The following is a 24,113-nucleotide window of genomic DNA, read 5'->3' as shown; positions in this document are numbered from 1 at the left end:
CTCACAGGCTCGCGGGCGGGCCCCTGCAGGAGGGCCGCTGGACCGTCACCGCTGACGGTCGATCGACCCGGTCCCCCTCGGGTGTGGTCGACTGGGCGGTGTGCTGACCCGCGAAGCCGTCGGGCGTGCCCGGGTGGTCGCCGAGATCCGCGCCGCCGCGCCGCTCATGGCCGACCTCGCCGCCCCGGTGCCCGCGCGTGGGCCGTGGCTGACCGCCGCCCTGAACGTCCTGCCGACCGGGCCGCTGGCCAGGGTCCGCCCCTGCGCGGTGGTCGTCGCCCGCCACGCCGGTGACCGGCCCGACGCCGCCGCCCTGCTGGCCCTGCGCCGCCGCGGTGCGACCACCGCCGTCACCCTGCTCGGCGCCGAGCCGGGACCGCTGCCCGAGGGCCGGCCGCCCGCGCGGCTCCTGGCCCGCGACCCCGAGGCCGCCACCGCCCTGGCCGACGGTCTGGTCGACCTGCTGGACGGGCTCCGCGGCCCCTGGACGCTGCGGCTGTCCGGCCTGCCGCTGGGGGACCCCACGCTGGCCGCGCTGGGGGCGGTGATGCTGGACTCCCAGTTCGCCACCAGCCGCAGCCGCCGCCTCGTCGACGAGCTGGACACCGTGGCCGACGTCCGCCGCACCACCGACCCGGCCGAGCTGGAGCGGGCGCTGCCGGCCGTGCTGGCCGGGGTGCCCGACCACCAGCGTCTGTTCGTCCGCACCGCGGCCCGGCTGCACGCCGCGATCGGCCAGCTCGAGCTGGCCGTCGTCGCCGGCCCGTCCCCGGACCGGCCGGCCGCCGTCCTGCTCACGCTGCTGGACCGCGGCCCCGCCGGTGTGGACCGCTGGCCGTGGTGGGGGAGCAGCGACGTCGGCGGGCTCCGCCGGGAGCTCGCCTCCCCGTCGGTGACGCTGACCGCCTCGGCCGGGCTGGTGCGGCTGGGCCGGCGCTCGGGCGTCAGCCGGGGAACTGCAGCCGGTTGACCCCGGGCTCGGGCATCGACGGCGCGCTGTCGAGCCCGATCCGCACCACCCCGGCCGCCGCGACCGCGTCCCCGTCGCGCGGGCCGTCGGGCGCCATGGCGGCGGTGAGCTGGTAGGCCCGCCCGGTGTAGACCGGCGGGCTGCCGTTGGGCCGGGTGTAGGTGGCGAACAGCCCGACCAGCTCCACCCGGTCGCCGTCGCGGGACACCTGCAGGCCGGGGTCGGTGAGGTCGGCGTACTCGGTGAGCGTCGGGACGCAGTTGGCCTGCGTGGGGTCGGCCGGCGGCTCGGGGGTGAGGCAGTTGAAGGTCGGCAGCCGCACGTGCGCCAGCGCGCGCCGGCCGTCGGTGGAGACGCTGACGCCGGGGTAGGTGACGGTCAGCCCGACCGCCCGCTGCTCGAGCACCACGCCCTGGAAGGTCGCCGTGGCCGCGATCCCGGAGCTCCCCAGCGGCACCGACGTGAGCGCGAGCGACCCGGCGGTGGTCGCGCTGCTGTCCGCCGGTGCCTGCGTGGTGGGCGCGGCCGGGTCCAGTCCCGGGGTCGCCGGCCCGGACGGTGCGACGAGCGTGGACTCGGCTCCTGACGTGGCCGGCGCTCCTGACGAGGCCTGGGTCCCCGACGTGGCCGCCGCCCCGGGCGTGGGCTGGGCGGCAGGCGTGGTCGCCACCGCGGCGTCCGCGGCCGGGGAGGTGCCGGCGGAGCCACCGACGAAGGCGACCACCACCGCGGCGACCAGCAGCACGACCGCGGCGGTGAGGCCCGCCGTGCCGCCCGGACCCGGCGTGGTGCCCGGCCCGGCTGCGCCGTCGTGCCCCGTGGGCCCGGCGGCGTCCCCGGCAGCGGTCGACCCGGTGCGGGGCGCCTCGGCGACGGCCGGCCCGTCGACGGCCGCCCCGTCGGCCGGCGCCGGTCCGGCCGGCGGCAGCGTGGTGGGCCCGGCGTCCCAGCCGGGTGGCTGGTCGAGGAAGCCCGGCAGGTCGTCGACCGGGAAGCCGGTCACCGCGGCCGGGGCCTCGGGGCGCGGCTCGACCGCCGGGGGAGGTGCCGCGGCACGGCGGGCACGCACGGCGCGGCGCGCGCGCAGCACGCCGCCGAGGAGGACGCCCAGCAGCAGCGCCAGGGCCAGGCCCACCAGGACGCCGACGGTGATCCAGGTGCCCGGTTGTGCGTCCGCTGCAGTGCCCATGTCGCCGCCCAGCATGGCAGCGCACCGCCGGTCGCCTCCACGGACCGCCGCCACCGGACCGGTCGCGGTGGCCCGGTCACCTACAGTCCTGTCCGCACCCGGCTCACCTGGAGGACTCTTCGTGGCTGCAACGGACCCGGCCCGGACGGACCGCCGCGGGCTCATCGACCAGCTGGTCCGGTTCGCCGCCGTCGGCGGGTTCAGCGCGGTGGTCGACTACTGCGTCTACACGCTGATGCTGCACCTGGGCCTGCCCACCTGGGGTGCCCGCGCGATCAGCTTCGTCGTCGGCACCACCACCGCCTACGCGCTCAACCGGCGGTGGGCCTTCCAGGTCGAGGGCGGCCGGCGGCGGGCCGCGGGCTTCGCGATGCTCTACAGCGTGACGTTCTTCGTCATCCTCGGCGTCAACGCCCTGGCCCTGGCGGTGCTGCCGGAGTCCAGCTGGGAGGTCACCCTCGCCTGGGCGATCTCCCAGGGCTTCGGTACGGCGTGCAACTTCGTCATGCTGCGCTGGGTCGTCTTCCGGGAGTGAGCCGCCGGGCTCAGATGGGGTCGATCTCCTCCGGGTCACGGCCCAGCAGCACCGCCACCTGGTCGACGACGACGTCGCGCACCAGGTCGGCGAGGTCGTCGCGGTCGGCGGCCCGGATCTCCAGCGGGCGCCGGTAGACCACGATCCGGGCCGGGTGCTCCTGCCCGCCCTCGCGGTGCGCCGGCAGCACCCGCGCCAGCGGCACGCTGCTGTCGTCGAGCACGTCGGAGTCCAGCACCACGTCGTCCGGGCTGCTGTGGTCGACCCACGGCACGTCCTCGACGGCGAACTCGACACCGGCGAGCTCCCGCTCCCAGCGCCGCTCGAGGTCCTCGACGGCGTCCAGGACGAGGTCGTCGAACTGCTCGGCCCGGCTGCGGGACAGCGGCACGGTCGGGGGGACGAGGCGGCCGCGCAGGCCGCGGCCGTGGCGGTCGCGCCGGGCGCGTGCAGGGGGATGGTCCATCGCGGTGCGCAGCCTACGTCGCCGGACCGGCCGGCCGGGCGGGGAACGCGCCCCGCCGGTCGGTCGTCACCGGGGCAGCCGGCGCCAGACCGCCCGCGGCAGCAGCCGCATGACCGCGAACAGCCAGCGCAGCGAACCGGGCACCCAGACGACCTGGCGGCCGGCGTCCAGGGCGCGCACCGTCGCCTCGGCCACCTGGGCCGGCGTGCTGGACAGGGGAGCGGGGCTCATGCCCTGGGTCATCCGGCCGACCACGAAGCCCGGGCGAACCAGCAGCAGCCGCACGCCGCTGCCGTGCAGGGCGTCGCCGAGGCCGCTGGCGAAGCCGTCGAGACCGGCCTTGGCCGACCCGTAGACGTAGTTGGCCCGGCGGACCCGCACCCCGGCGACGGAGGAGAACGCCACGATCGCCCCGGTGCCCTGCGCGCGCATCAGCCCGGCCAGGTGGGTCAGCACCGACACCTGCGCCACGTAGTCGGTGTGCACCACCGTTACCGCGTGCGCGGCGTCGCGCTCGGCGCGGGCCTGGTCGCCCAGCACGCCGAAGGCCACCACCGCCACGGTCACCGGCGCCATCCGCCACGCCTCCGCCAGCACCTCGGCGTGCCGGGCGACGTCGTCGGCGTCGAACTCCAGCCGCTGCACCTCCACCGCCCCGGCAGCCCGCAGCCGCGCCTCCTCGGCGGCCAGCGACCCGCTGTCGCGGGCGGCCAGCACCACGCGGGAGACGTTGCCCCGCACCAGCCGCTCGGCCAGCTCCAGGCCGATCTCACTGCGCCCGCCCAGCAGCAGGAGCGTCTCTGTCGACTGCGTCATCGCGCTGCCCCTCCGTCGTCCCTCGTCCAGGACTGGTCGGGGACAGTCTGTGCCAGCCGGGAACGGTGGTGTCACTGGTGCCAGCTGCGACGTCCGTCTGGTGTCGGTGCTGACCGGACCGGCACTGCGGGATTACTGTGCTGGACGTGAGGAACCGGTGGTGAGGCAGTCACGGCGCTGCTCGCGTAGCGGCTGCGCGCAACCGGCAGCGGCGACCCTGACGTACGTGTACGCGGAGTCGACGGCCGTGGTCGGTCCGCTGGCGACGTACTCGGAGCCGCACAGCTACGACCTGTGCGAGTTCCACGCCGAGCGGCTGACCGTGCCGCGCGGCTGGGAGGTCGTCCGGCACGAGATCGACACCGAGGACTCCGGGCCCACCGGCGACGACCTGCTCGCGCTGGCCGACGCCGTGCGTGAGGCCGCCCGCCCCGAGCCCCCGCGGGACCCCGCCGACGACGGCAGCGGCACCCGCCGCGGGCACCTGCGCATCCTCCCGAACCTGCCCTGACGGCCCCGCCCGGGTGAACGTCCGGGCGCGCGGGCGGTGGGATCGGCGGGGTCCTCATAGACTCCCCCCGTGGCGGACCTGACATCGATCATCAAGGCCTACGACGTCCGGGGCCTGGTCCCGCAGCAGTGGGACGAGGGCGTGGCCCGGGCCATCGGCGCCGCGTTCGCGGAGTTCGTGCACGCCGAGACCGGCGCGACCTCCGTGGTCACCGCGCACGACATGCGCGAGTCCTCCGTGCCGCTGTCGCGGGCCTTCGCCGAGGGCGTGCTGTCCCGCGGCGTGGACGTCGTGGAGGCCGGGCTCGGCTCCACCGACATGCTCTACTTCGCGGCCGGCTCGCTGGAGATGCCCGGGGCGATGTTCACCGCCAGCCACAACCCGGCCCAGTACAACGGCATCAAGCTCTGCCGGGCCGGTGCGGCGCCGATCGGCCAGGACTCCGGCCTGGTGCAGATCCGCGAGGTCGCCGAGCAGCTCGTCGACGGCGCGGCGGTCTTCGAGCGCGAGGTGACGACGCCGGGCACGGTGAGCAGCCGCGACCTCGTCGCCGAGTACGCCACCTACCTGCGCGGGCTGGTCGACCTCTCCGGCATCCGCCCGCTCAAGGTCGTCGTCGACGCCGGCAACGGCATGGGCGGGTTCACCGTCCCGGTCGTGCTCGACGGGCTGCCGCTGGACGTCGTGCCGATGTACTTCGAGCTCGACGGCTCCTTCCCCAACCACGAGGCCAACCCGCTGGACCCGGCCAACCTCGTCGACCTGCAGGCCGGGGTCGTGGAGCACGGCGCCGACATCGGGCTGGCCTTCGACGGCGACGCCGACCGCTGCTTCATCATCGACGAGCGCGGGGAGCCGGTGAGCCCCTCGGCGATCACCGCCCTGGTCGCCGTCCGCGAGCTGGCCAAGGGCACCGGGACGACGATCATCCACAACCTGATCACCTCCCGCGCCGTGCCCGAGATCGTCCGCGAGCACGGCGGCGAGCCGGTCCGCACCCGCGTCGGCCACTCGTTCATCAAGGCCGAGATGGCCCGCACCGACGCCGTCTTCGGTGGCGAGCACTCGGCGCACTACTACTTCCGCGACTTCTGGCGCGCCGACACCGGCATGCTGGCCGCGATGCACGTGCTGGCCGCCCTCGGCGAGCAGCCCCGCACGCTGTCGGAGATCAGCGCCCAGTACGAGCGCTACGCCGCCTCCGGCGAGATCAACTCCACCGTCGCCGACGCCGCCGGGCGGGTCGCCGCGGTGCGGGAGACCTTCGGCCAGCAGGACGGCGTCACCTTCGACGAGCTCGACGGGCTGACCGTCTCCCTGTCCGACGGGTCCTGGTTCAACCTGCGGGCCAGCAACACCGAGCCGCTGCTGCGGCTCAACGTCGAGGCCCCGGACGCCGCCCGGATGGCCGAGGTGCGCGACGAGGTCCTCGCGCTGGTGCGGGCATGACCGCCGCGAGCGAGGCCACGCTGGGCATCGACCCGGCGCTGCTGGAGATCCTGGCCTGCCCCGACACCCACCACAGCCCGCTGACGGTGGACGTCGAGGCGTCCGAGCTGGTCTGCCCGACGTGCCGGCGGGCCTTCCCGGTGCGCGACGGCATCCCGGTGCTCCTGCTCGACGAGGCGCGGCAGCGCCCGGCATGACCTCGCCCGAGCTGGCCGAGGAGGTCCTCGACGACCTGGACCTGTTGCGCGCCCGCGACCCGCGCGGCCTGCTCCCGGCCGTCGCCGGGGCCGGGGCGCAGGTCCGGGAGACCACCCGGCTGACCGAGGAGGCCGGGCTGTCCCGGGTCACCGCCTCGGGCCGGCCCCGCGGGCTGGTCGTCGTCGGCCGCCGCGAGGGTGCGGTGGCCGGTGAGCTGCTGCGCGCCCTGCTCGGCCCGGCCAGCCCGGTGACCGTCGACGTCGTGCCCGGTCCCGACCTGCCGGTGTGGATGGGCCCCTCGGACATCGCGGTGATCGCCACCCGCACCGGGGCCGGCCGCTACGCCGTCACCCCGGCCTACGAGGCGGCCCGCCGCGGGGTGGCCGTGGTCGGCATCGGCGCCGAGGACGCGCCGCTGCACGCCGCCTGCGCCAGCTCCCGCGCGCCCTACGTCGCGCTGCCCCCGACCCGGGTCCGGCACGCCACGCTGTGGTCGCTGCTCACCCCGATGCTGCTGCTGGCCACCGAGCTGGGCCTGGTCAGCGCCGAGGTGGCCGACACCGAGCAGGTCGCCGCGGCGCTGGACGAGGTCGCCACCGAGTGCGGCCCGGCCCGCGAGTCCTTCGTCAACCCGGCGAAGACGCTGGCGCTGGAGCTGCTGGACGCCCTGCCCGTCATCGCCGCGGAGGGCCCGCTCGCCGGGGCCGCCGCCGGCCGGGTCGCCGACCAGCTGGCCACTCTCGCCGGGCTGCCGGCGACCGGGTTCCGGCTGCCCGACCAGCGGGTGTCGCTGCGCACCGTGCTCGCCGGCCCGCTGGCGCCGGCCGGCGGTCAGGACGACTTCTTCCGCGACCGCACCGACGACGTGGGCCGCCGGCTCCAGCTGGTCACCGTCCGCGACGAGCACGCCGCCGCGCGCGACGGCGACGAGCGGGAGCCGCGCTCGGCCGGGGAGGCGATGGGCGAGGCACTGCGGATCGCCGAGGCGCACAACGTCCCGGTCAGCGCCCTGGCCTCCACCGACCCCGGTCAGCAGCCCCGGCTGGCGCGGCTCGCCCGCCAGCTCGCCGTCGCCGACTTCGGTGCGGTCTACCTCGCACTCGCGCTCGACCACGAGAGGGCCCTGCAGCCATGACCGAGAGCTCGACGGCCGGCGCCTCCGGCGCCCACCCCGCCACCGCCGGACCCGGCACGGGCGGCCCCGGTCAGGCCGGTGGGGAGCACGGCGGTGGGGAGCACGGCGGTGGTGGGCACGGCGGCGGGACGACGGCGATCATCGCCGCGCTCGGCGCCAACCTCGGCATCGCGCTGGCGAAGTTCATCGCCTTCCTGATCACCGGCGCCTCGTCGATGCTGGCCGAGGCGATCCACTCGGTGGCGGACTCGGGCAACCAGGTGCTGCTGCTGGTCGGCGGCAAGCGCTCGAAGCGGGCCGCGACCCCCGAGCACCCCTTCGGCTTCGGCCGGGACCGCTACATCTACAGCTTCATCGTCGCGATCGTGCTCTTCAGCGTCGGTGGCTGCTTCGCCATCTACGAGGGCGTGCACAAGGTCCGCGAGGAGGGCGAGGTCGAGTCGCAGACGGTGGCGATCATCGTGCTGCTGGTGGCGATGGCGCTGGAGGGCTTCTCGCTGCGCACCGCGCTCAAGGAGACCAACGCCGTCCGCAAGCCGGGGGAGAGCTACTGGGCCTTCATCCGGCACGCCCGGGCACCCGAGCTGCCCGTCGTCCTGCTCGAGGACAGCGCCGCGCTCACCGGCCTGGTGCTGGCCCTCATCGGCGTGACGCTGTCGGCGATCACCGGCGAGACCCTCTACGACGGGCTGGGCACCATCGCCATCGGCCTGCTGCTGGTCGCCGTCGCGGCTGTCCTGGCGGTCGAGACCAAGAGCCTGCTCGTCGGGGAGTCCGCGACCCCGGACGCGCAGCGGCAGATCGTGGCCGCGCTCGTCGACGGGCAGTCGGTCCAGTCGGTGATCCACATGCGCACCCAGCACCTCGGTCCCGAGGAGCTGCTGGTGGCCGCCAAGATCGCCGTCCGGCACGACGACACCGCCGCCGCGGTGGCCGCCGCCATCGACGCGGCCGAGCAGCGGGTGCGGGCCGCGGTGCCCATCGCCCGGGTCATCTACCTCGAGCCCGACATCCGGCGTTCGGAGCCCGCGGCGCGCTGAGGCGTCACCCGGTCGGGCGGCACCGGGCCGACCGGGGCCGCCCGGTGGGCCCTGGCCGGTATCGTCCCCGCCGATGTGGCAGATGACGAACGCCGTGCGGCACTACCCGTGGGGTTCCCGCACGGTCATCCCCGAGCTGCTCGGCGAGCCGTCGCCGGCTGACCAGCCGTACGCGGAGCTGTGGATGGGGGCGCACCCGGGGCAGCCCAGCGTCCTGTCCGACGGCCGCTCGCTGGACGCGGCGATCGCCGAGGAGCCCGAGCAGATGCTCGGCGAGAGCGTCCGGCACCGCTTCGGCGACCGGCTGCCCTTCCTGATGAAGGTGCTGGCCGCGGACCTGCCGCTGTCGCTGCAGGCGCACCCGACCACGGCGCAGGCGCAGGTCGGCTTCGCCGCCGAGGAGGCCGCCGGGGTCCCCCTGGACGACCCGACGCGCACCTTCAAGGACCCCTACCACAAGCCGGAGATCCTCCTGGCGATCACGCCGGTCGAGGCGCTGTGCGGCTTCCGCCCGCTCGCGGAGTCGCTGCACTGCCTGGCCAAGCTGCAGCTCGCCGAGCTCATGCCGACCATCGCCGCGCTGGCCAACGGCGGTCTGCAGGCCGCGATCCCGCAGCTGCTGGCCCTGTCGGAGCGCCGGCGGGACTCCCTGGTCACCGCGGTGGCCGCCAAGGCCGCGAGCTTCGTCGCCGCGCACGACCCGGAGTTCATCAACACCTACCGGTGGGCGGCCTCGCTGGCCGAGACCTACCCCGGCGACCCCGGCGTGGTCATCTCGCTGATGTGCAACCACCTCACCCTCAAGCCCGGTGAGGCGGTCTTCCTGCCCGCCGGCAACCTGCACGCCTACCTCAGCGGGGCGGGGGTGGAGGTCATGGCCAGCTCGGACAACGTGCTGCGCGGTGGCCTCACCAGCAAGCACGTCGACCTGGCGGCGCTGATCGAGGTGCTCGACTTCACCGACGGCCGGGTGCCGGTCATCCACCCGGTGCTCGGCCCCGGCGGCCTGCGGTACCCGACGCCGGTGCGCGACTTCGACCTCACCCGCGCGCAGGTCGACGTCGACCCGGGCGTGCTGACCACCGCCGGCCCCCAGGTGGTGCTGTGCACCGAGGGCACGGCCGTGCTGTCCGGGCCCGACGGGGAGGTCGTGCTCCGGCAGGGCGAGTCGGCGTTCGTGCCCGCCGGGCAGCCGGTCACCGCCGGGGGCCCCGCCGTCCTGTACCGGGCCACCACCTCCGCCGCCTGACGGAGGCCCCCTGTGCCCGTCGGCAGGGGGGCGCCGACCCCGGCTCGACGGGATGAGGCGGCCCGGGGAGGCGCAGCGGTAGCCTGGGGGACGGCTCGAGCCCCGCCGAAGCCTCGGCATGCTCGCTCAGAGATCAACGACCGCCTGCGCCCACCGCGGCCGGGCCGGACACTGGAGCGACATGACCACCCCCACCCGTGTGCTCACCTCCGACGACTTCAAGGTCGCCGACCTCTCCCTCGCCGGCTTCGGCCGCAAGGAGATCGCCCTCGCCGAGCACGAGATGCCCGGCCTGATGGCGCTGCGCGAGGAGTACGGCGACGCCCAGCCGCTCGCCGGCGCGCGCGTCGCCGGCTCGCTGCACATGACCATCCAGACCGCCGTGCTGATCGAGACGCTCACCGCGCTCGGCGCCGACGTCCGCTGGGTGAGCTGCAACATCTTCTCCACCCAGGACCACGCCGCCGCGGCGATCGTCGTCGGCGACGGCACCGCCGAGGAGCCCACCGGCGTCCCCGTCTTCGCCTGGAAGGGCGAGACGCTGCCGGAGTACTGGTGGTGCACCCAGCGGATGTTCGAGTTCCGCGACTCCGCCGGTGAGGTCGTCGGCCCGAACATGATCCTGGACGACGGCGGCGACGCCACCCTGCTGGTCCACCTGGGCACCCGCTTCGAGGCCGACGGCGCCGTCCCGGACACCACCGAGGCCGACTCCGAGGAGTACGGCGTCATCCTCGACACGCTGCGCAGCACCATCGCCGAGGACGACTCGTACTGGACCCGCATCGGCCAGGGCATCAAGGGAGTCACCGAGGAGACCACCACCGGCGTCATGCGGCTCTACGAGCTCGCCCGCGACGGCCGGCTGCTCTTCCCCGCGATCAACGTCAACGACTCGGTCACCAAGAGCAAGTTCGACAACCTCTACGGCGTCCGGCACTCCCTCATCGACGGGATCAACCGCGGCACCGACGTGATGATCGGTGGCAAGGTCGCCGTCGTCTGCGGCTACGGCGACGTCGGCAAGGGCTCCGCGGACTCGCTGCGCGGCCAGGGCGCCCGGGTCATCGTCACCGAGATCGACCCGATCAACGCCCTGCAGGCGGCGATGCACGGCTACGAGGTCACCACGCTGGACGAGGTGATCGGCAAGGCCGACATCATCATCACCACGACCGGCAACAAGGACATCATCACCGCCGAGCAGCTCGGTCAGACCAAGCACCAGGCGATCATCGGCAACATCGGCCACTTCGACAACGAGATCGACATGGCCGGTCTCGCCCGCACCCCGGGCATCGTGAAGACGAACATCAAGCCGCAGGTCGACGAGTGGCGGTTCGCCGACGGCCACACGATCATCGTGCTGAGCGAGGGCCGGCTGCTGAACCTGGGCAACGCCACCGGCCACCCCAGCTTCGTGATGAGCGCGTCGTTCTCCAACCAGACGCTGGCCCAGATCGAGCTGTGGACCAACCGCGCCGCCTACGAGGGCAAGACCCCCGGCGTCACCGTGCTGCCCAAGAAGCTCGACGAGCACGTGGCCCGGCTCCACCTCGACGCGCTCGGCGTGAAGCTGACCGAGCTCACCAAGGTGCAGGCCGACTACATCGGCGTCCCGGTCGAGGGTCCCTACAAGAGCGAGCACTACCGCTACTGAAAGGACCCCCGTGCCCCCCACCGCGAGCGAGCTCGCGGCGGGACCCTGCACGGGGGCCTGACCCTCGCAGGACCCGCCACACGCTCCGCGCGCGGTGGGTCCCTGCGAGGGGGCCGTTCCATCCGGTCGAGTCGTCCGTGGTCGGGCCCCAGGGGGCCCGACCACGGACCGCCCGGGGAGATCTCCGGGCGGGGCGGACCCGTTCCCGGCGGTGGTCACGCACAATGGCGGCGTGCCCCCCTCTGCTCCGTCGTCCGGCGCCAGCCGCGGCCGTGTCCTCGTCGTCGACGACGACGCCGCCCTCGCCGAGATGCTCGGCATCGTGCTGCGCCGTGAGGGCTACGAGCCCGCGTTCGTCTCCGACGGCGCCCGGGCGGTGGCCACCTTCCAGCAGCTGCGCCCCGACCTGGTGCTGCTGGACCTGATGCTGCCCGGCCGCAACGGCCTGCAGATCTGCGCCGACATCCGCACCCAGTCGACCGTGCCGATCGTGATGCTCACCGCGAAGACCGACACGATCGACGTCGTCCAGGGGCTGGAGGCCGGCGCCGACGACTACGTCACCAAGCCGTTCAAGCCCGTCGAGCTGGTGGCCCGGGTGCGCGCCCAGCTGCGCCGCGGCGACACCGGCCAGGCCGAGAGCCTCTCGATCGGCGACGTGCAGATCGACGTCCCCGCGCACCAGGTCGTGCGGGACGGCGCCCCGATCGCGCTGACCCCCCTGGAGTTCGACCTGCTGGTCGCCCTGGCCCGCAAGCCGCGGCAGGTGTTCACCCGCGAGCTGCTGCTCGAGCAGGTCTGGGGCTACCGGCACGCCGCCGACACCCGGCTGGTCAACGTGCACGTGCAGCGGCTGCGGGCCAAGGTCGAGCGCGACCCGGAGAAGCCCGAGGTCGTGCTGACCGTCCGCGGTGTGGGCTACAAGGCAGGCCCGCCGTGACCGGCGCCCGTCGCGGGGTCCCCGCGCTCCGGTGAGCACCACCACCGGGCCGCCGGCGGTCGACCGGGAACCCCAGCCCGCCGCCGCGCCTCCGCCGCCTCGCCGCCGGCCCGCCCAGCTGGGCCGGGGGCTCCGTCGGCGTGTCCGCCGGTTCCGCCGCCGGGCGACCGTGCGCATCGGCCGGGGTGCCCGCCGTGTGGTGCACGCCTGGCGCGCGTCGCTGCAGCTGCGGGTCGGGGCGATCACCATGCTGGTCGCCGCCGTGGTGGTGGTGATCGTGAGCATGGTGCTGTTCACCCAGATCCGGGAGCAGCTGCTGCGGGTCAAGCAGCAGGCCGCCGTCGACCAGTCGCTGGCCGGGGTCGTCTACGCCCAGACCGAGGTCAGCGGCATCGCCACCGGCGACTCGGCCAGCGTGCGCTCGACCCTGGCGCGCACCGTCGAGGGCCTGCAGCGCCGCGGCGGGGCGGCCGGCGACTTCGACGTGGTCATGATCTACCGGTCCGGGGAGGACGAGCGGCCCGCGGTCAGCCGCCGCGGCATCGAGCCCGCCCTGCCCGCGGACCTGGAGGCCCAGGTGGCCGCCGGGTCGCAGGCCTACCGCTACGCCCGGGTCCCCGACCCGAGCGGTGAGCCGGTGCCCACGCTCATCGTCGGCGCGCCGGTGCCCACCGACCCCGGCGGTGGCGACAGCGTCGAGGTCTACTTCGCCTTCCCGCTGGACCAGGAGCAGGCGAACCTGTCCGGCATCCGCAGCACGGTGGCGGTCACCAGCGCCGTCCTGGTGCTGTTCGTCGCCGGCATCGGCGTGCTGGTCACCCGGCTCGTCGTCGACCCGGTGCGGCGCGCCGCCGGCAGCGCCCAGCGGCTGGCCGAGGGCCACCTGGAGGAACGGCTCGCGGTGCGCGGGGAGGACGACCTGGCCCGGCTGGCCACCAGCTTCAACGCCATGGCCGAGGGGCTGCAGCAGCAGATCACGCAGCTGGAGGCGCTGTCGCAGCTGCAGCAGCGCTTCACCTCCGACGTCTCGCACGAGCTGCGCACGCCGCTGACCACCGTGCAGATGGCCGCCGCGGTGCTGCACGACGCCCGCGAGGAGTTCGACCCGGCGGTCGCCCGCTCCGCCGAGCTGCTGCAGGCCGAGCTCAACCGCTTCGAGGCCCTGCTCACCGACCTGCTGGAGATCAGCCGCTACGACGCGGGTGCGGCGACCCTGGAGCCCGAGCCGCAGGAGCTGGGCCCGCTGGTGCAGCGGGTCGTGACCGGGATGGCGTCGCTGGCCGAGCGGCACGAGTGCGCGCTGCTGGTCAGCCTGCCGCCGCGCTCGGTCATCGCCGAGGTCGACGGACGCCGGGTCGAGCGGGTGCTGCGCAACCTGGTCGGCAACGCCATCGAGCACGGCCGCGGCGAGCCGGTCGAGATCACCCTGGCCGCCTCCCGGTCGGCGGCGGCGATCACGGTCCGCGACCACGGGGTGGGGCTGACCTCCGAGGACGCCCAGCACGTCTTCGACCGGTTCTGGCGCGCCGACCCCTCCCGGGTGCGCACCGTGGGGGGGAGTGGACTGGGCCTGTCGATCAGCCTGGAGGACGCGCGGCTGCACGGCGGCTGGCTGCAGGTGTGGGGGCTGCCCGGGCAGGGCGCGCAGTTCCGGCTCACGCTGCCGCTGGTCGCGGGTGCGGAGCTCACCAGCTCGCCGCTGCCGCTGCGCCCGCCGATGCTGCGCCGGGAGCAGGCGTGAGCGCCCGCGCGGCCCGTGCGGTGCTCGTCGGGCTGCTCGCCGCCCTGCTGCCGGCCTGCAGCACGGTGCCCAGCAGCTCGCCGGTCACCCAGATCACCCAGGTCGCCGAGCCGCCGGCCGACGCGGTGGGCATCGAGCCGCAGGCGCCGGAGCCGGGGGCCACCCCCGAGGAGGTCGTGCGCGGGTTCATCGACGCCAACGCCAGCACCGCCCGCAACCACCCGGTCGCCCGCCAGTACCTCAGCACCGACGCCGCGACCAGCTGGTCCGACAGCGACGGGGTGACCGTGATCAGCGGCGACTACGCGCCGGTGCAGGCGCAGGAGGGCACCGTGCAGGTCACGGCCGAGGCGGTCGGCACCATCGACGAGCGCGGCATCTTCGCCGTCGGCTCGGAGGACGTCTACGCCCGCAACTTCACCCTGACCGACGAGTCGGGGGAGTGGCGGATCACCAACCCGCCCGACGGCCTGCTGATGCTCGAGCCGGACTTCACCCGCACCTACGAGCAGATCGCCCTGTACTTCCTCGACCCCACCGGCACCCGCGTCGTCCCCGACCCGCGCTACCTGGTGGACGGCGAGGCGCAGCCCAACGCCGTGGTGGAGCGGCTGCTGTCCGGTCCGTCGCCGGCGGTGAGCGCCGGGGTGGTCAACCCGCTCAACGGGGCCAGCCTGCGCAGCACCGTGGCCGTCGCCGGGCAGACCGCGACCGTCGACCTCACCTTCCCGGCCGGCACCGAGGACGGCACCGTCGCCTCGGCCGCCGGGCAGCTGGTCTGGTCGCTGCAGCAGGAGCAGCTGGGCCTGCAGACGGTCGAGGTGCTGCGCGACGGCCAGCCGCTGGGCCTGCCCGGGCTCCCCGACCGGCAGACGAGGGCCGACCTGCCGGCCCTCGACCCCGACGCCGCCCCGCCCAACGCGGTGGGGCACTACCTGCACGACGGCGGCCTGCGCCGGGCCTCCGACGGCTCGCCGTCCCCGGGTCCGGCCGGCACGAACACCTACGGCCTGTCGTCGGCGGCGGTGTCGGTCGACCCGCGCACCGGGCAGCTCGCCCTGATGGCGGGGGTGTCGACGACGAACTCGCCCACGGGGGCGCCGGCGACGCTGTTCGCCGGCCCGTACGACGGTGACCTCGCCTGGGTGCTCGACGGCAGCAGCTTCACCGCGCCCACCACCCCCGGCACCCGGTCGGAGGTCTGGACGGTCCGCAACGGCACCGACGTCGTCCGGCTGCCGGCCGGGGGGTCGCCGCAGACGGTGAGCGCGCCCACGCTGGCGGGGCTGGGCCGGGCGACGACCTTCCAGCTGTCCCCGGACGGCGTCCGGGCCGCGGTGGTCATCGAGGGCACCGACGGCACGCAGCTCTACGTGGGCACGGTGGTCCGCGACGACGACGCCGTGAGCGTCCGCGACCTGCGCGCGGTGGCCCCCTCGGTGCGGCAGGTCGTCGACGTGGCGTGGCGCAACGCCGGGCTGCTCATGGTGCTGGCCGGTGACCCCAGCGAGCAGAAGACCGTGCCCTACACCGTGGGCGTCGACGGCTTCGGGCTCACCCCGGTGCTGACCAACGGCCTGCCCGAGCAGGCCACCGCGCTGGCGGCGGCGCCCGGCCGGCAGCCGCTGGCCGTCTCCAAGGGCACCCTCTGGCAGCTGGCCGGGGGCACCTGGGTCACCCTCGTCCGCGGTGCGCCCCCGCTGGACGGTGCGGCGCCCTTCTACCCGATGTGATCCGGCGGCGCCGGCCGCCGTCCCCGTCTCCCGGCCCGGTCCCCAGCCGTTCGCCGGCCCGGGCCCTGCGGCCGTGTGCCGGGCAGGGTGGACGGCGTGCGACCGGCCAGGACGACGGACGACGGCCCGCCGGGGCTGCTGCGGGCCGGGGGACGGGCGCTGTCGGACCTGGTGCTGCCGCGGGTGTGCGCCGGCTGCACCCGCCCCGGTGCGGTGCTGTGTGCGGCGTGCCGCAGCCGGCTGGCCCGGCCCCGGCTGGCCGAGCCGCGCCGCCACCCGCCCGGCTTCCCGCCGACGGTGGCCGCCGGCGCCTACGCCGGACCGGTGCGCCCGGCCGTGCTGGCCTTCAAAGAGCACGGCCGCGCCGAGCTGGGCGCACCGCTGGGCACCGCGCTGGCCCTGGCGGTGGTCGCCGTGCTCGCCGCAGTACCGGCTCCCGCGGGCCCGGTCGTGCTGGTGCCGGTGCCCACCGCCCCGGCGGCCGTGCGGCGTCGCGGGCGCGACCAGGTGCGCGAGCTGGCCGCCCACGCCGTCACCGAGCTGACCGCCGCCGGACTGGCGGCGACGGTGGTGCCGCTGCTGGGCCGGGCCGGGCGCACCCGCGACTCCGCGGGCCTGGACGCCGCAGCCCGGCGGGCCAACCTCGCCGGCCGGTTCCACCGGCTGCCCGTGCCGCTGCCACCGGGGAGCCGGCTGGTGCTGGTCGACGACGTCGCCACCAGCGGGGCCACGCTCACCGAGGCGGCCCGGGCCCTGGCCGCCGGGGCACCCGCCGGGCCGGCCGAGGCGGTGCTCGCCGCGGTCGTCGCGGCCACCGAGCGCCGGGTCGTGCGGCCGGCTCCGCGCCGCTCACCTGCGACCTTCACCGTGCGGGGGTGAACCGGACGAGGTCGGTCGCTCCTCCCGGTGTCGGGACGGCCGCGGGACGGCTAGCGTGAGAGAGATCACCCGCTCGACCGGGAGGTCAGATGGAGATCGTGGTCCGAGGACGCAACGTCGAGGTGCCCGAGCACTTCCGCCAGAAGGTGGAGGACAAGGTCGGCCAGCTCGAACGCTTCGACAGCAAGGTCATCCGCATCGACGTCGAGTTGCTGCACGAGAAGAACCCACGCCAGTCCGCGAACTGCCAGCGCGTGGAGATCACCCTGCGCGGCAAGGGCCCGGTGGCCCGCGCGGAGGCGTGTGCGCCGGACTTCTACGCGGCCCTGGAGCTCGCGGCCGGCAAGCTGGAGAACCGGATGCGGCGGGCCAACGACCGCCGCCGGGTCCACCACGGCCGGCACACCCCGCCCAGCGTGCGGGTCGGGGGAGTCCCGGCCGACGTCACCCCGGTGGACGCCACCGCCCCGGTCGGCGACGCCGCCGGTCCCTCGGGCACCCCTGAGCCGGCGACCGTCGGCGAGCCGTCACAGTCGATCGAGGCCGCCCTGGTCGACGGTCCGCTGGTGACCGACCTCGACGAGCACCTGCCCGGGCAGATCGTGCGCGAGAAGGTGCACCAGGCCACGCCCATGCACGTGGACCAGGCGCTCTACGAGATGGAGCTCGTCGGGCACGACTTCTTCCTGTTCCTGTGCGCCGACACCGGCCAGCCCTCGGTCGTCTACCGACGGCACGCCTTCGACTACGGGCTGATCCGGCTCGGGGCCTCCGTCGGCTCGCCCGACGGCGCCGCGGCGCCCGAGCGCGAACCCGCGCACGCCTGACCCCAGCACACCCGGCGAGCCGTCCTCCGCACCGCGGAGGGCGGCTCGCCGCACGTCCGGGTCCTGCCGGTGCGGCGGCTCGGACGCCCGGGCCCTGCTGCGGCGGCCCGCCGCCCGCCCGGGCCCTGCTGTGGTGGTGAGATCTGCGATCTCGTGGCCTCCGGGCCCGGGACGCCACGAGATCGCAGATCTCGCGCGGTCCGTGCCCGAGGCAGGGTCCGGCCGCCTGGCCGAGGCAGGGTCCGGCCGCCTGGCCGAGGCGGGGTCCGGCCGCCTGGCCGAGGCGGGTCCAGCCGCCTGGCCGACCGGTGGGCCGCTGCCCGACACGGCCCACCGGTCGCTGCGGTGGCCAGACCCCTGGGCGTCAGTCGCCGGGGAGGCGGGAGAACAGGGCCGCGTCGGCGCGGCGGCCGTCGCGGTAGTGCAGGTAGGAGCGCAGCACGCCCTCGCGGGCGAACCCGGCCCGGACGGCGACCGCCTGCGAGCCGGTGTTCGCCACGTCGGCCACCAGGTACACCCGCGGCGCCCCCAGCCCGATCGCCCAGTCGGCCAGGGCGTGTGCGGCCTCGGCGGCGTACCCGTGCCCACGGGCCTGGGGGGCGATCCAGTAGCCGACCTCCGGGCCGATCGGGTGCTGGCCGATCCGCTGGACGCCGCTGGCGCCGACCAGCACGCCGTCGGCCTCGATCGCGACGGTCAGCCCGGTGCCCTCACGGCGCTGGGTGGGCGCCTCGCCGGTGACGAACGCGGCGGCGTCCTCCCGGGTGTAGGGGACGCCGACCGCGGCGATCCACCGCGGGATCTCCGGGTCCTGGCAGGCGGTGAACACCGCGTCGACGTCGTCCGGGCGGAAGGGCCGCAGCACGAGTCGCTCGGTGCGCACGGTCTCGGTGGTCAGGTCGATGCCGCTCAGGTCCATGCCGCTCACTCCTCGGTCGCCGGGCCCCGGTGACGTTCCGCGTTGCCCAGCACCCTGTCCACCGAGATCTCCAGCACCACCCGCGCCGGGTTCTCGCGGGGCTGCCGGTAGCGGGCGGCGTAGCGGGCCTCGGCGTCGGCGACCGACGCGGCGTCGTCCCGCACCACCGCCGTCCCCTCCAGCGTCGTCCAGCAGGCGCCGTCGACCTGGCAGACCGCCACGCGGGACTGCCCGTCGCGCACGTGCCGGGCCTTGGCCGTGGTGCCCGAGGTGATCACCCGGGCGGTGCCGGTCGCCGGGTCCAGGGTCACCCCGACCGGGACGACGTGCGGGCTGCCGTCGGCGCGGAGCGTGGTGAGCGTGGCCAGGTGACGTTCGGTGAAGAAGGCCACCAGCCCGGGCCCGAGGAGGGGTGCGGGGGAGTCTGCGGTGGAGGACACGCTTCCCGACGGTACGGAGCGGGCGCGCCCGGGTAGGGAGATCCGTCGCCGCGTGGACCAGTTCACGGGTTCGCCGCCTACGCTGGTGCCGTGGTGTTCAACAAGATCCTGCGTGCCGGTGAGGGCAAGATCCTCCGACGGCTGTCCAAGATCGCCGACGCGGTCGACCTCCACGAGGCCGACACCGCCGCGCTGACCGACGCCGAGCTGCGCGCCAAGACCGACGAGTTCAAGGAGCGGTACGCCGACGGCGAGAGCCTCGACCTGCTGCTGCCCGAGGCGTTCTCCGTCGTCCGCGAGGCGGCCGGCCGCACGCTGGGCCAGCGGCACTACCCGGTGCAGATGATGGGTGGCGCCGCGCTCCACCTCGGCAACATCGCCGAGATGAAGACCGGTGAGGGCAAGACGCTCACCGGTGTGCTGGCCGCCTACCTCAACGCCCTGCCGGGCGAGGGCGTGCACATCGTCACGACCAACGACTACCTGGCCGCCCGTGACGCCGAGACCATGGGGCGCATCCACCGCTTCCTCGGCCTCACCGTCGGCACGATCGTGTCCGGCCAGCAGCCGGCTGAGCGGCGCGAGCAGTACGCCTGCGACATCACCTACGGCACGAACAACGAGTTCGGCTTCGACTACCTGCGCGACAACATGGCCTGGGCCAAGGGCGACCTGGTGCAGCGCGGGCACGCCTACGCGATCGTCGACGAGGTCGACTCGATCCTCATCGACGAGGCCCGCACCCCGCTGATCATCAGCGGCCCGGCCGAGACCAGTGCCAAGTGGTACGGCGAGTTCGCCCGCATCGCCCCGCTGATGAAGCGCGACCGGCACTACGAGGTCGAGGAGGCCAAGCGCACGGTCGCCGTCTCCGAGGAGGGCGTGGAGTTCGTCGAGGACCAGCTGGGCATCGACAACCTCTACGAGGCGGTCAACACCCCGCTGATCGGCTACCTGAACAACGCCCTGAAGGCCAAGGAGCTGTTCAAGAAGGACCAGCAGTACATCGTCACCAACGGCGAGGTCCTCATCGTCGACGAGTTCACCGGCCGCGTGCTGGCCGGGCGCCGCTACAACGAGGGCATGCACCAGGCCATCGAGGCCAAGGAGCGCGTGGAGATCAAGGACGAGAACCAGACCCTCGCCACGATCACGCTGCAGAACTACTTCCGGCTCTACGACAAGCTCTCGGGCATGACCGGCACGGCCCAGACCGAGGCCGCCGAGCTCAACCAGACCTACAAGCTGGGCGTGGTGCCGATCCCCACGAACCGGCCGATGGTCCGCGAGGACCGCGCCGACGTCATCTACAAGACGGAGAAGGCGAAGTTCACCGCGGTCGTCGACGACATCGCCGAGCGCCACGAGGCCGGCCAGCCGGTCCTGGTGGGCACCGCGAGCGTCGAGAAGTCCGAGGAGCTGGCGAAGTACCTGCTCAAGCGCGGGATCCCGCACGAGGTGCTCAACGCGAAGAACCACGCGCGTGAGGCCTCGATCATCGCCATGGCCGGTCGGCTGGGCGCGGTCACCGTGGCCACCAACATGGCCGGTCGCGGTACCGACATCCAGCTCGGCGGCAACTCCGAGTTCATCGCCGACGAGCAGCTGCGCGCCAAGGGCCTCTCGCCCGCGGAGACGCCGGAGGAGTACGAGGCGGCCTGGGACGACGCGGTCGCCGCCGCCAAGTCGCAGGTCAAGGCCGAGCACGACCAGGTGGCCGAGGTCGGCGGGCTGTACGTGCTCGGCACCGAGCGGCACGAGAGCCGGCGCATCGACAACCAGCTGCGTGGCCGCTCCGGCCGTCAGGGCGACCCGGGTGAGTCCCGGTTCTACCTGTCGCTGGGCGACGACCTGATGCGGCGCTTCAACGGCCCGATGCTCGAGTCGATGATGAACACCCTCCGCGTGCCGGAGGACCAGCCGATCGAGTCCAAGATGGTCAGCCGGGCGATCCGGTCGGCCCAGACCCAGGTCGAGCAGCAGAACTTCGAGGTCCGCAAGGACGTCCTGAAGTACGACGAGGTGCTCAACCGCCAGCGCACCGTCATCTACGACGAGCGCCGGAAGGTCCTCGACGGTGAGGACCTGCACGTGCAGGTGCAGACGATGGTCGACGACGTCGTCACCGCCTACGTCAGCGGCGCGACCGAGACCGGGTACGCCGAGGACTGGGACCTCGACCAGCTGTGGACCGGCCTCAAGGCGCTGTACCCCGTGGGCCTGGACCAGCAGGAGATGCTGGACCGGATCGCCGACGGCGACCAGTCCGCGCTGAGCGCCGACGACCTCAAGACCGAGCTGCTCGCCGACGTCCACCGGGCCTACGACTCCCGTGAGGAGGCCCTCGGCTCGGAGGTCATGCGCGAGCTGGAGCGGCGCGTGCTGCTGAGCGTGCTGGACCGCAAGTGGCGCGAGCACCTCTACGAGATGGACTACCTGCGGGCCGGCATCCACCTGCGCGCGATGGCCAACCGCGACCCGGTCGTGGAGTACCAGCGCGAGGGCTTCGACATGTTCAACGCGATGCTCGACGGCATCAAGGAGGAGTCCGTCGGATTCCTGTTCAACCTCGAGGTCAAGAGCCAGGCGCAGCAGGAGGCGGAGGCCGCCGAGAAGCAGGCAGCGGCCGAGGCCGAGGCGCTCGTCCGCGCGCAGGCCGGTACCCAGGCCGTGCTCGCCCGCCAGGCTGCCGCCCAGGCGGCTGCTGCCCAGGCCGCTGCTGCCCAGGCCGCCGCGGCGCAGGCCGCGGTGACCGCCGCGCCGGTCGAGGCCCCGTCCTCCAACGGCAACGGGACGGCGCCGGCCGCCGAGGCCCCGGCTGCCGCCGAGGCGCCCGCTGCTCCTGCGCCGTCGAGCAACGGCAACGGCGCCGGGACGACGACGAGCTCGGCGCGGCGCACCCGCAAGCCCGCGCCGGCCACCGCCACGGTGACCGCCGAGCCGGAGACCTCGGGCACGGGCACCGGCCCCGACCTCGGGGTCAAGGGGCTGGGGGCGCCGAAGCAGGAGTCGCTGAGCTACAGCGCTCCCAGCCTGGACGCCTCGCCCAAGGAGTCGGGTCCGGCCAAGGCCGCGAAGTCGGTGACCGTGACCGGCACCAAGGACACCCCGCGCAACGCGCCCTGCCCCTGCGGCTCGGGCAAGAAGTTCAAGCAGTGCCACGGCGTCGCGGGCGCGTGATGCCCTGACGTCCCAGGACGCCCCGTCGACCACCCGGTCGGCGGGGCGTCCTGCTGTCCGGGGTCGGACCGGCCCCGCGAGGGGTGGGCGGAGGGAGTCCTCCGTCAGCCGATCTGCAGAGCAGTGCAGCGCCAGCGGCCGTCGATGCCCTCCAGCCGGGCGGCGACGGCGTGCGCCCGCCCGCCCCGCCGGGCCACCGCGCTGACCTCGGCCACCCCGTCGACCGGCTCGCACACCCGGACCGAGCTGATCAGCAGCGGGGCCGTCCCCTCGGTGCACCAGCGCGGCCGACGGCCCGCGGAGAGCGCGCTGAACAGCGGTGGGCTGACCAGGGCCTGCAGCTGACCGAGCGACCGCCGTCCGGCGAAGGCCTCCAGGGTGAGCGTCACGAGCCGGCGGCCAGCCGCCTGGGCGTCGGGCAGCTCGGCCCGCCGGGACCAGACGGGGCCGAAGTCCGCGGTGTCCTCCGCGCGCAGCTCCGCCTGGTCCATCCGGGGGCGCGGGCCGGGTACGGGCGTGGGCCGGGCGGTGCGCCGGCCGGGCACCAGCAGGCGCACCGGTGTCGTCTCGTCCTCCAGCGGCGGCCCGGGCGTGGGGACGACGACCAGCCGCAGCCGGCGGTGGGCCGGGTCGGCAGCGCGGCCCGGCGACGGGGCGAGGTGCGGGGATGCGGTCATGGCGGCTCTCCTGGGGACGGTGCGGTCGGTCGGCGGGCGGGTGCGGTCAAACGGGTGGGCGGAGGACCTGACCGGGCAGCAGCAGGTCGGGGTCGGCGCCCAGGACGTCGGTGTTCGCCTGCCACCAGGCGTGCACGGCACGGGCGACCTCGGGGGCGGGGACCGCGGTGCCGGGGTGCTGCTCGGCGAGCCAGGCCTCGGCGATGTCCCACAGGCAGTCGCCGCGGACGACGACGTGCTCCCCGGCTGCGAGCGCAGGCCAGTCGAGGTCGGCCGCAGGAGCGGTGGGCGGCCCGGCCGCAGGGCCGGACTGCCCGGCTGCAGGGGCCGGCGGCCCGGCCGCGGGGGTGGACTGCCCGGTCGCGGCCGCGGCGTCGGCGTCGGCGGCCGGGGCGGTCGCGGGCCAGTCGAGCCGGACGCCGGGAGCGGTCTCGCTCGCGGTGGCGACGGCGATCGACGGGCTGAGCACCGCCGGCAGCACGGTCGGGCCCACAGCGCTCAGCCCCACACCGATCGCGAGGGCTGCTGCCCGTCGGGCGCCGGCGGGCAGCACGCCCCGGAGCAGGACGGCGGCGACCTGTCCGGCCCACCCGGGGACGGTGGAGGCGGCGGTCAGCAGCAGCCCGAGAGCACCCCACGCCCAGCAGAGCCAGGCGAGTGCGCCGACGCCGACGACGACGAGCGCGTCGGCACCGGCGGTGTCCACCAGGCCCTGCGGGTCGCTCAGCGCGGCGCGCAGCTCCGCCGGCGCGGGCCCGAGCACCAGCAGCGCCCAGGCGACCAGCCCCATGACCGCGTTCGTCGCGGCCCACCGTCGTACCGACACGGCACCTCCCCGTTTGTTGCGGCCAACAGAACACCACGAACGCACGCAAACGCAACCAAACGCAAAGACTTGTGGACGAGCTAGCCTGCCGACATGCGCTGGGAGCAGCTCTTCACCGACCTCGAGGCACAGTTCGCGGAGCAGGAGGCAGCTGACGCACGCCTCGAGGCGCCGTCGCGCGCGCGGGCCGAGCACGGACAGGTGCGACTGGCCGACCGGCTGCGGGGCGCGCGGGGCGGTCAGGTGTCGCTGCGCTGCCCGGGGGTGGGGGAGCTCGCCGGGCGGGTGGTCGACGTCGGCGTCGACTGGGTGCTGCTCGCCGAGGCCGGCGAGCGCGAGCTGCTGGTCGCCCAGAGGGCCGTCGCCGCGGTCGCCGGGCTGACCGCGGTGACCGCGCCGGCGGGGGAGGAGAGCGCGGTCGACCGGCACCTGGACCTGCGCCGGGCGCTGCGGGGCCTGGCCCGGGACCGGGCGGCGGTGCAGTGCCTGCTGGGCGACGGCGGGGTGCTCACCGGCACCATCGACCGCGTGGGTGCGGACTTCGTCGAGCTGGCCGAGCACCCGCTGGACGCGCCCCGCCGCCGGGGCGCGGTGACCGGGGTGCGGGCGATCGCGCTGCCGGCCGTGGTGGCCGTGCGCACGGCCTGAGCCAGGCCGCCCCGGGGCCGGGGACCGTGATCCAGCGGACCGGGGACCGTGCACCAGCGGGCCGCCGGCCCAGGGGCCGGCGTGT

At 75.1% G+C, this 24,113-nt stretch carries 23 protein-coding genes; 16 read left to right on the top strand and 7 right to left on the bottom strand.

Going from position 1 to position 24,113, the window contains the following annotated elements; translation table 11 throughout:
* Positions 1–100: 100 nt before the first annotated feature.
* Positions 101–970 carry a hypothetical protein gene (locus KUM42_RS06450; RefSeq protein ID WP_237495966.1) on the top strand — a complete coding sequence of 290 codons (870 nt, stop codon included), beginning with the start codon at positions 101–103 and terminating at the stop codon, positions 968–970.
* On the opposite strand, the gene KUM42_RS06445 is transcribed toward KUM42_RS06450, so the two are convergent.
* Positions 945–2,159, bottom strand: a complete 1,215-nt coding sequence (locus KUM42_RS06445) for a hypothetical protein (protein ID WP_237495965.1) — start codon at positions 2,157–2,159, stop codon at positions 945–947. The two genes, KUM42_RS06450 and KUM42_RS06445, sit on opposite strands and share 26 nt — an antisense overlap.
* 121 nt (positions 2,160–2,280) lie before the next feature.
* Here KUM42_RS06445 and KUM42_RS06440 point away from each other — a divergent pair, with 121 nt between their 5' ends.
* Complete coding sequence (locus KUM42_RS06440; RefSeq protein WP_237495964.1) at positions 2,281–2,694, top strand: GtrA family protein; 414 nt, start codon at positions 2,281–2,283, stop codon at positions 2,692–2,694.
* Positions 2,695–2,704: 10 nt separating this feature from the next.
* Here the strand turns inward: KUM42_RS06440 and KUM42_RS06435 are convergent, their stop codons facing one another.
* Positions 2,705–3,160, bottom strand: a complete 456-nt coding sequence (locus KUM42_RS06435; RefSeq protein ID WP_237495963.1) for a metallopeptidase family protein — start codon at positions 3,158–3,160, stop codon at positions 2,705–2,707.
* A 66-nt stretch (positions 3,161–3,226) separates the two neighbouring features.
* Positions 3,227–3,976: a decaprenylphospho-beta-D-erythro-pentofuranosid-2-ulose 2-reductase gene (locus KUM42_RS06430; protein ID WP_237495962.1), complete on the bottom strand. Its 750-nt coding sequence runs from the start codon at positions 3,974–3,976 to the stop codon at positions 3,227–3,229.
* 100 nt (positions 3,977–4,076) lie between these two features.
* Between KUM42_RS06430 and KUM42_RS06425 the strand changes: the two genes are divergently transcribed.
* The 12 genes from KUM42_RS06425 to hpf all read left to right on the top strand — a co-directional run bounded on the left by KUM42_RS06425 (position 4,077) and on the right by hpf (position 17,338).
* Positions 4,077–4,487 carry a DUF3499 domain-containing protein gene (locus KUM42_RS06425; protein WP_370629340.1) on the top strand — a complete coding sequence of 137 codons (411 nt, stop codon included), beginning with the start codon at positions 4,077–4,079 and terminating at the stop codon, positions 4,485–4,487.
* Between the two features lie 69 nt (positions 4,488–4,556).
* Complete coding sequence (locus KUM42_RS06420; protein WP_237495960.1) at positions 4,557–5,936, top strand: phosphomannomutase/phosphoglucomutase; 1,380 nt, start codon at positions 4,557–4,559, stop codon at positions 5,934–5,936.
* Positions 5,933–6,133 carry a Trm112 family protein gene (locus tag KUM42_RS06415; RefSeq protein WP_237495959.1) on the top strand — a complete coding sequence of 67 codons (201 nt, stop codon included), beginning with the start codon at positions 5,933–5,935 and terminating at the stop codon, positions 6,131–6,133. Before KUM42_RS06420 ends, KUM42_RS06415 begins: the two co-directional genes overlap by 4 nt.
* On the top strand, positions 6,130–7,269 hold the full coding sequence (locus KUM42_RS06410; RefSeq protein ID WP_237495958.1) for an SIS domain-containing protein: 1,140 nt from the start codon (positions 6,130–6,132) through the stop codon (positions 7,267–7,269). The genes KUM42_RS06415 and KUM42_RS06410 overlap by 4 nt, the downstream gene beginning before the upstream one ends.
* On the top strand, positions 7,266–8,309 hold the full coding sequence (locus KUM42_RS06405) for a cation diffusion facilitator family transporter (protein WP_237495957.1): 1,044 nt from the start codon (positions 7,266–7,268) through the stop codon (positions 8,307–8,309). Before KUM42_RS06410 ends, KUM42_RS06405 begins: the two co-directional genes overlap by 4 nt.
* A gap of 73 nt (positions 8,310–8,382) precedes the next feature.
* Positions 8,383–9,558, top strand: coding sequence for a mannose-6-phosphate isomerase, class I (gene manA / locus KUM42_RS06400; RefSeq protein WP_237495956.1), 1,176 nt, complete (start codon positions 8,383–8,385; stop codon positions 9,556–9,558).
* A gap of 181 nt (positions 9,559–9,739) precedes the next feature.
* Positions 9,740–11,218 carry an adenosylhomocysteinase gene (gene ahcY, locus KUM42_RS06395; protein WP_237495955.1) on the top strand — a complete coding sequence of 493 codons (1,479 nt, stop codon included), beginning with the start codon at positions 9,740–9,742 and terminating at the stop codon, positions 11,216–11,218.
* Between the two features lie 232 nt (positions 11,219–11,450).
* Positions 11,451–12,158, top strand: coding sequence for an MtrAB system response regulator MtrA (mtrA, locus tag KUM42_RS06390; RefSeq protein ID WP_255557555.1), 708 nt, complete (start codon positions 11,451–11,453; stop codon positions 12,156–12,158).
* A 31-nt stretch (positions 12,159–12,189) separates the two neighbouring features.
* A complete protein-coding gene (gene mtrB, locus KUM42_RS06380; protein WP_304610754.1) occupies positions 12,190–13,899 on the top strand; it encodes an MtrAB system histidine kinase MtrB in 1,710 nt (569 codons plus the stop codon).
* Positions 13,896–15,632 carry an LpqB family beta-propeller domain-containing protein gene (locus KUM42_RS06375; protein ID WP_237495954.1) on the top strand — a complete coding sequence of 579 codons (1,737 nt, stop codon included), beginning with the start codon at positions 13,896–13,898 and terminating at the stop codon, positions 15,630–15,632. Before mtrB ends, KUM42_RS06375 begins: the two co-directional genes overlap by 4 nt.
* A 96-nt stretch (positions 15,633–15,728) precedes the next feature.
* Positions 15,729–16,511, top strand: coding sequence for a ComF family protein (locus tag KUM42_RS06370; protein WP_237495953.1), 783 nt, complete (start codon positions 15,729–15,731; stop codon positions 16,509–16,511).
* Between the two features lie 89 nt (positions 16,512–16,600).
* Positions 16,601–17,338, top strand: a complete 738-nt coding sequence (gene hpf / locus KUM42_RS06365) for a ribosome hibernation-promoting factor, HPF/YfiA family (protein WP_237495952.1) — start codon at positions 16,601–16,603, stop codon at positions 17,336–17,338.
* Positions 17,339–17,702: 364 nt separating this feature from the next.
* Here hpf and KUM42_RS06360 read toward each other — a convergent pair whose 3' ends face one another.
* Both KUM42_RS06360 and KUM42_RS06355 read right to left on the bottom strand, forming a co-directional pair.
* Complete coding sequence (locus KUM42_RS06360) at positions 17,703–18,257, bottom strand: GNAT family N-acetyltransferase (RefSeq protein ID WP_237495951.1); 555 nt, start codon at positions 18,255–18,257, stop codon at positions 17,703–17,705.
* A 5-nt stretch (positions 18,258–18,262) separates the two neighbouring features.
* The gene (locus KUM42_RS06355; RefSeq protein WP_237495950.1) at positions 18,263–18,697 is read right to left on the bottom strand and encodes a pyridoxamine 5'-phosphate oxidase family protein; all 435 of its coding nucleotides are present in this window, start codon (positions 18,695–18,697) and stop codon (positions 18,263–18,265) included.
* A gap of 90 nt (positions 18,698–18,787) precedes the next feature.
* Between KUM42_RS06355 and secA the strand changes: the two genes are divergently transcribed.
* The gene (secA, locus tag KUM42_RS06350; RefSeq protein WP_237495949.1) at positions 18,788–21,877 is read left to right on the top strand and encodes a preprotein translocase subunit SecA; all 3,090 of its coding nucleotides are present in this window, start codon (positions 18,788–18,790) and stop codon (positions 21,875–21,877) included.
* A gap of 104 nt (positions 21,878–21,981) precedes the next feature.
* Here secA and KUM42_RS06345 read toward each other — a convergent pair whose 3' ends face one another.
* Positions 21,982–22,554: an Rv3235 family protein gene (locus KUM42_RS06345; RefSeq protein WP_237495948.1), complete on the bottom strand. Its 573-nt coding sequence runs from the start codon at positions 22,552–22,554 to the stop codon at positions 21,982–21,984.
* A 46-nt stretch (positions 22,555–22,600) separates the two neighbouring features.
* Positions 22,601–23,380, bottom strand: coding sequence for a LysM peptidoglycan-binding domain-containing protein (locus KUM42_RS06340; protein WP_237495947.1), 780 nt, complete (start codon positions 23,378–23,380; stop codon positions 22,601–22,603).
* A gap of 93 nt (positions 23,381–23,473) precedes the next feature.
* Here KUM42_RS06340 and KUM42_RS06335 point away from each other — a divergent pair, with 93 nt between their 5' ends.
* Positions 23,474–24,028, top strand: coding sequence for a hypothetical protein (locus tag KUM42_RS06335; protein ID WP_237495946.1), 555 nt, complete (start codon positions 23,474–23,476; stop codon positions 24,026–24,028).
* The last annotated feature ends 85 nt before the right edge of the window (positions 24,029–24,113 follow it).

The sequence above is a fragment of the Modestobacter sp. L9-4 genome, from assembly GCF_019112525.1.
In the GTDB taxonomy this organism is placed as follows: Bacteria; Actinomycetota; Actinomycetes; order Mycobacteriales; family Geodermatophilaceae; genus Modestobacter.
The sequence above is the reverse complement of the archived record's forward strand: the minus strand, read 5'-3'. Positions and strand labels throughout refer to the sequence as shown.

Bases quoted from the DNA above. Each gene is read 5' to 3' on its own strand.
- KUM42_RS06445 (WP_237495965.1), bottom strand. From the start codon at position 2,159: ATGGGCACTGCAGCGGACGCACAACCGGGCACCTGGATCACCGTCGGC.
- KUM42_RS06435 (WP_237495963.1), bottom strand. From the start codon at position 3,160: ATGGACCATCCCCCTGCACGCGCCCGGCGCGACCGCCACGGCCGCGGC.
- KUM42_RS06430 (WP_237495962.1), bottom strand. From the start codon at position 3,976: ATGACGCAGTCGACAGAGACGCTCCTGCTGCTGGGCGGGCGCAGTGAG.
- KUM42_RS06415 (WP_237495959.1), top strand. From the start codon at position 5,933: ATGACCGCCGCGAGCGAGGCCACGCTGGGCATCGACCCGGCGCTGCTG.
- KUM42_RS06410 (WP_237495958.1), top strand. From the start codon at position 6,130: ATGACCTCGCCCGAGCTGGCCGAGGAGGTCCTCGACGACCTGGACCTG.
- KUM42_RS06405 (WP_237495957.1), top strand. From the start codon at position 7,266: ATGACCGAGAGCTCGACGGCCGGCGCCTCCGGCGCCCACCCCGCCACC.
- manA (WP_237495956.1), top strand. From the start codon at position 8,383: ATGTGGCAGATGACGAACGCCGTGCGGCACTACCCGTGGGGTTCCCGC.
- ahcY (WP_237495955.1), top strand. From the start codon at position 9,740: ATGACCACCCCCACCCGTGTGCTCACCTCCGACGACTTCAAGGTCGCC.
- hpf (WP_237495952.1), top strand. From the start codon at position 16,601: ATGGAGATCGTGGTCCGAGGACGCAACGTCGAGGTGCCCGAGCACTTC.
- KUM42_RS06360 (WP_237495951.1), bottom strand. From the start codon at position 18,257: ATGGACCTGAGCGGCATCGACCTGACCACCGAGACCGTGCGCACCGAG.
- KUM42_RS06345 (WP_237495948.1), bottom strand. From the start codon at position 22,554: ATGACCGCATCCCCGCACCTCGCCCCGTCGCCGGGCCGCGCTGCCGAC.
- KUM42_RS06335 (WP_237495946.1), top strand. From the start codon at position 23,474: ATGCGCTGGGAGCAGCTCTTCACCGACCTCGAGGCACAGTTCGCGGAG.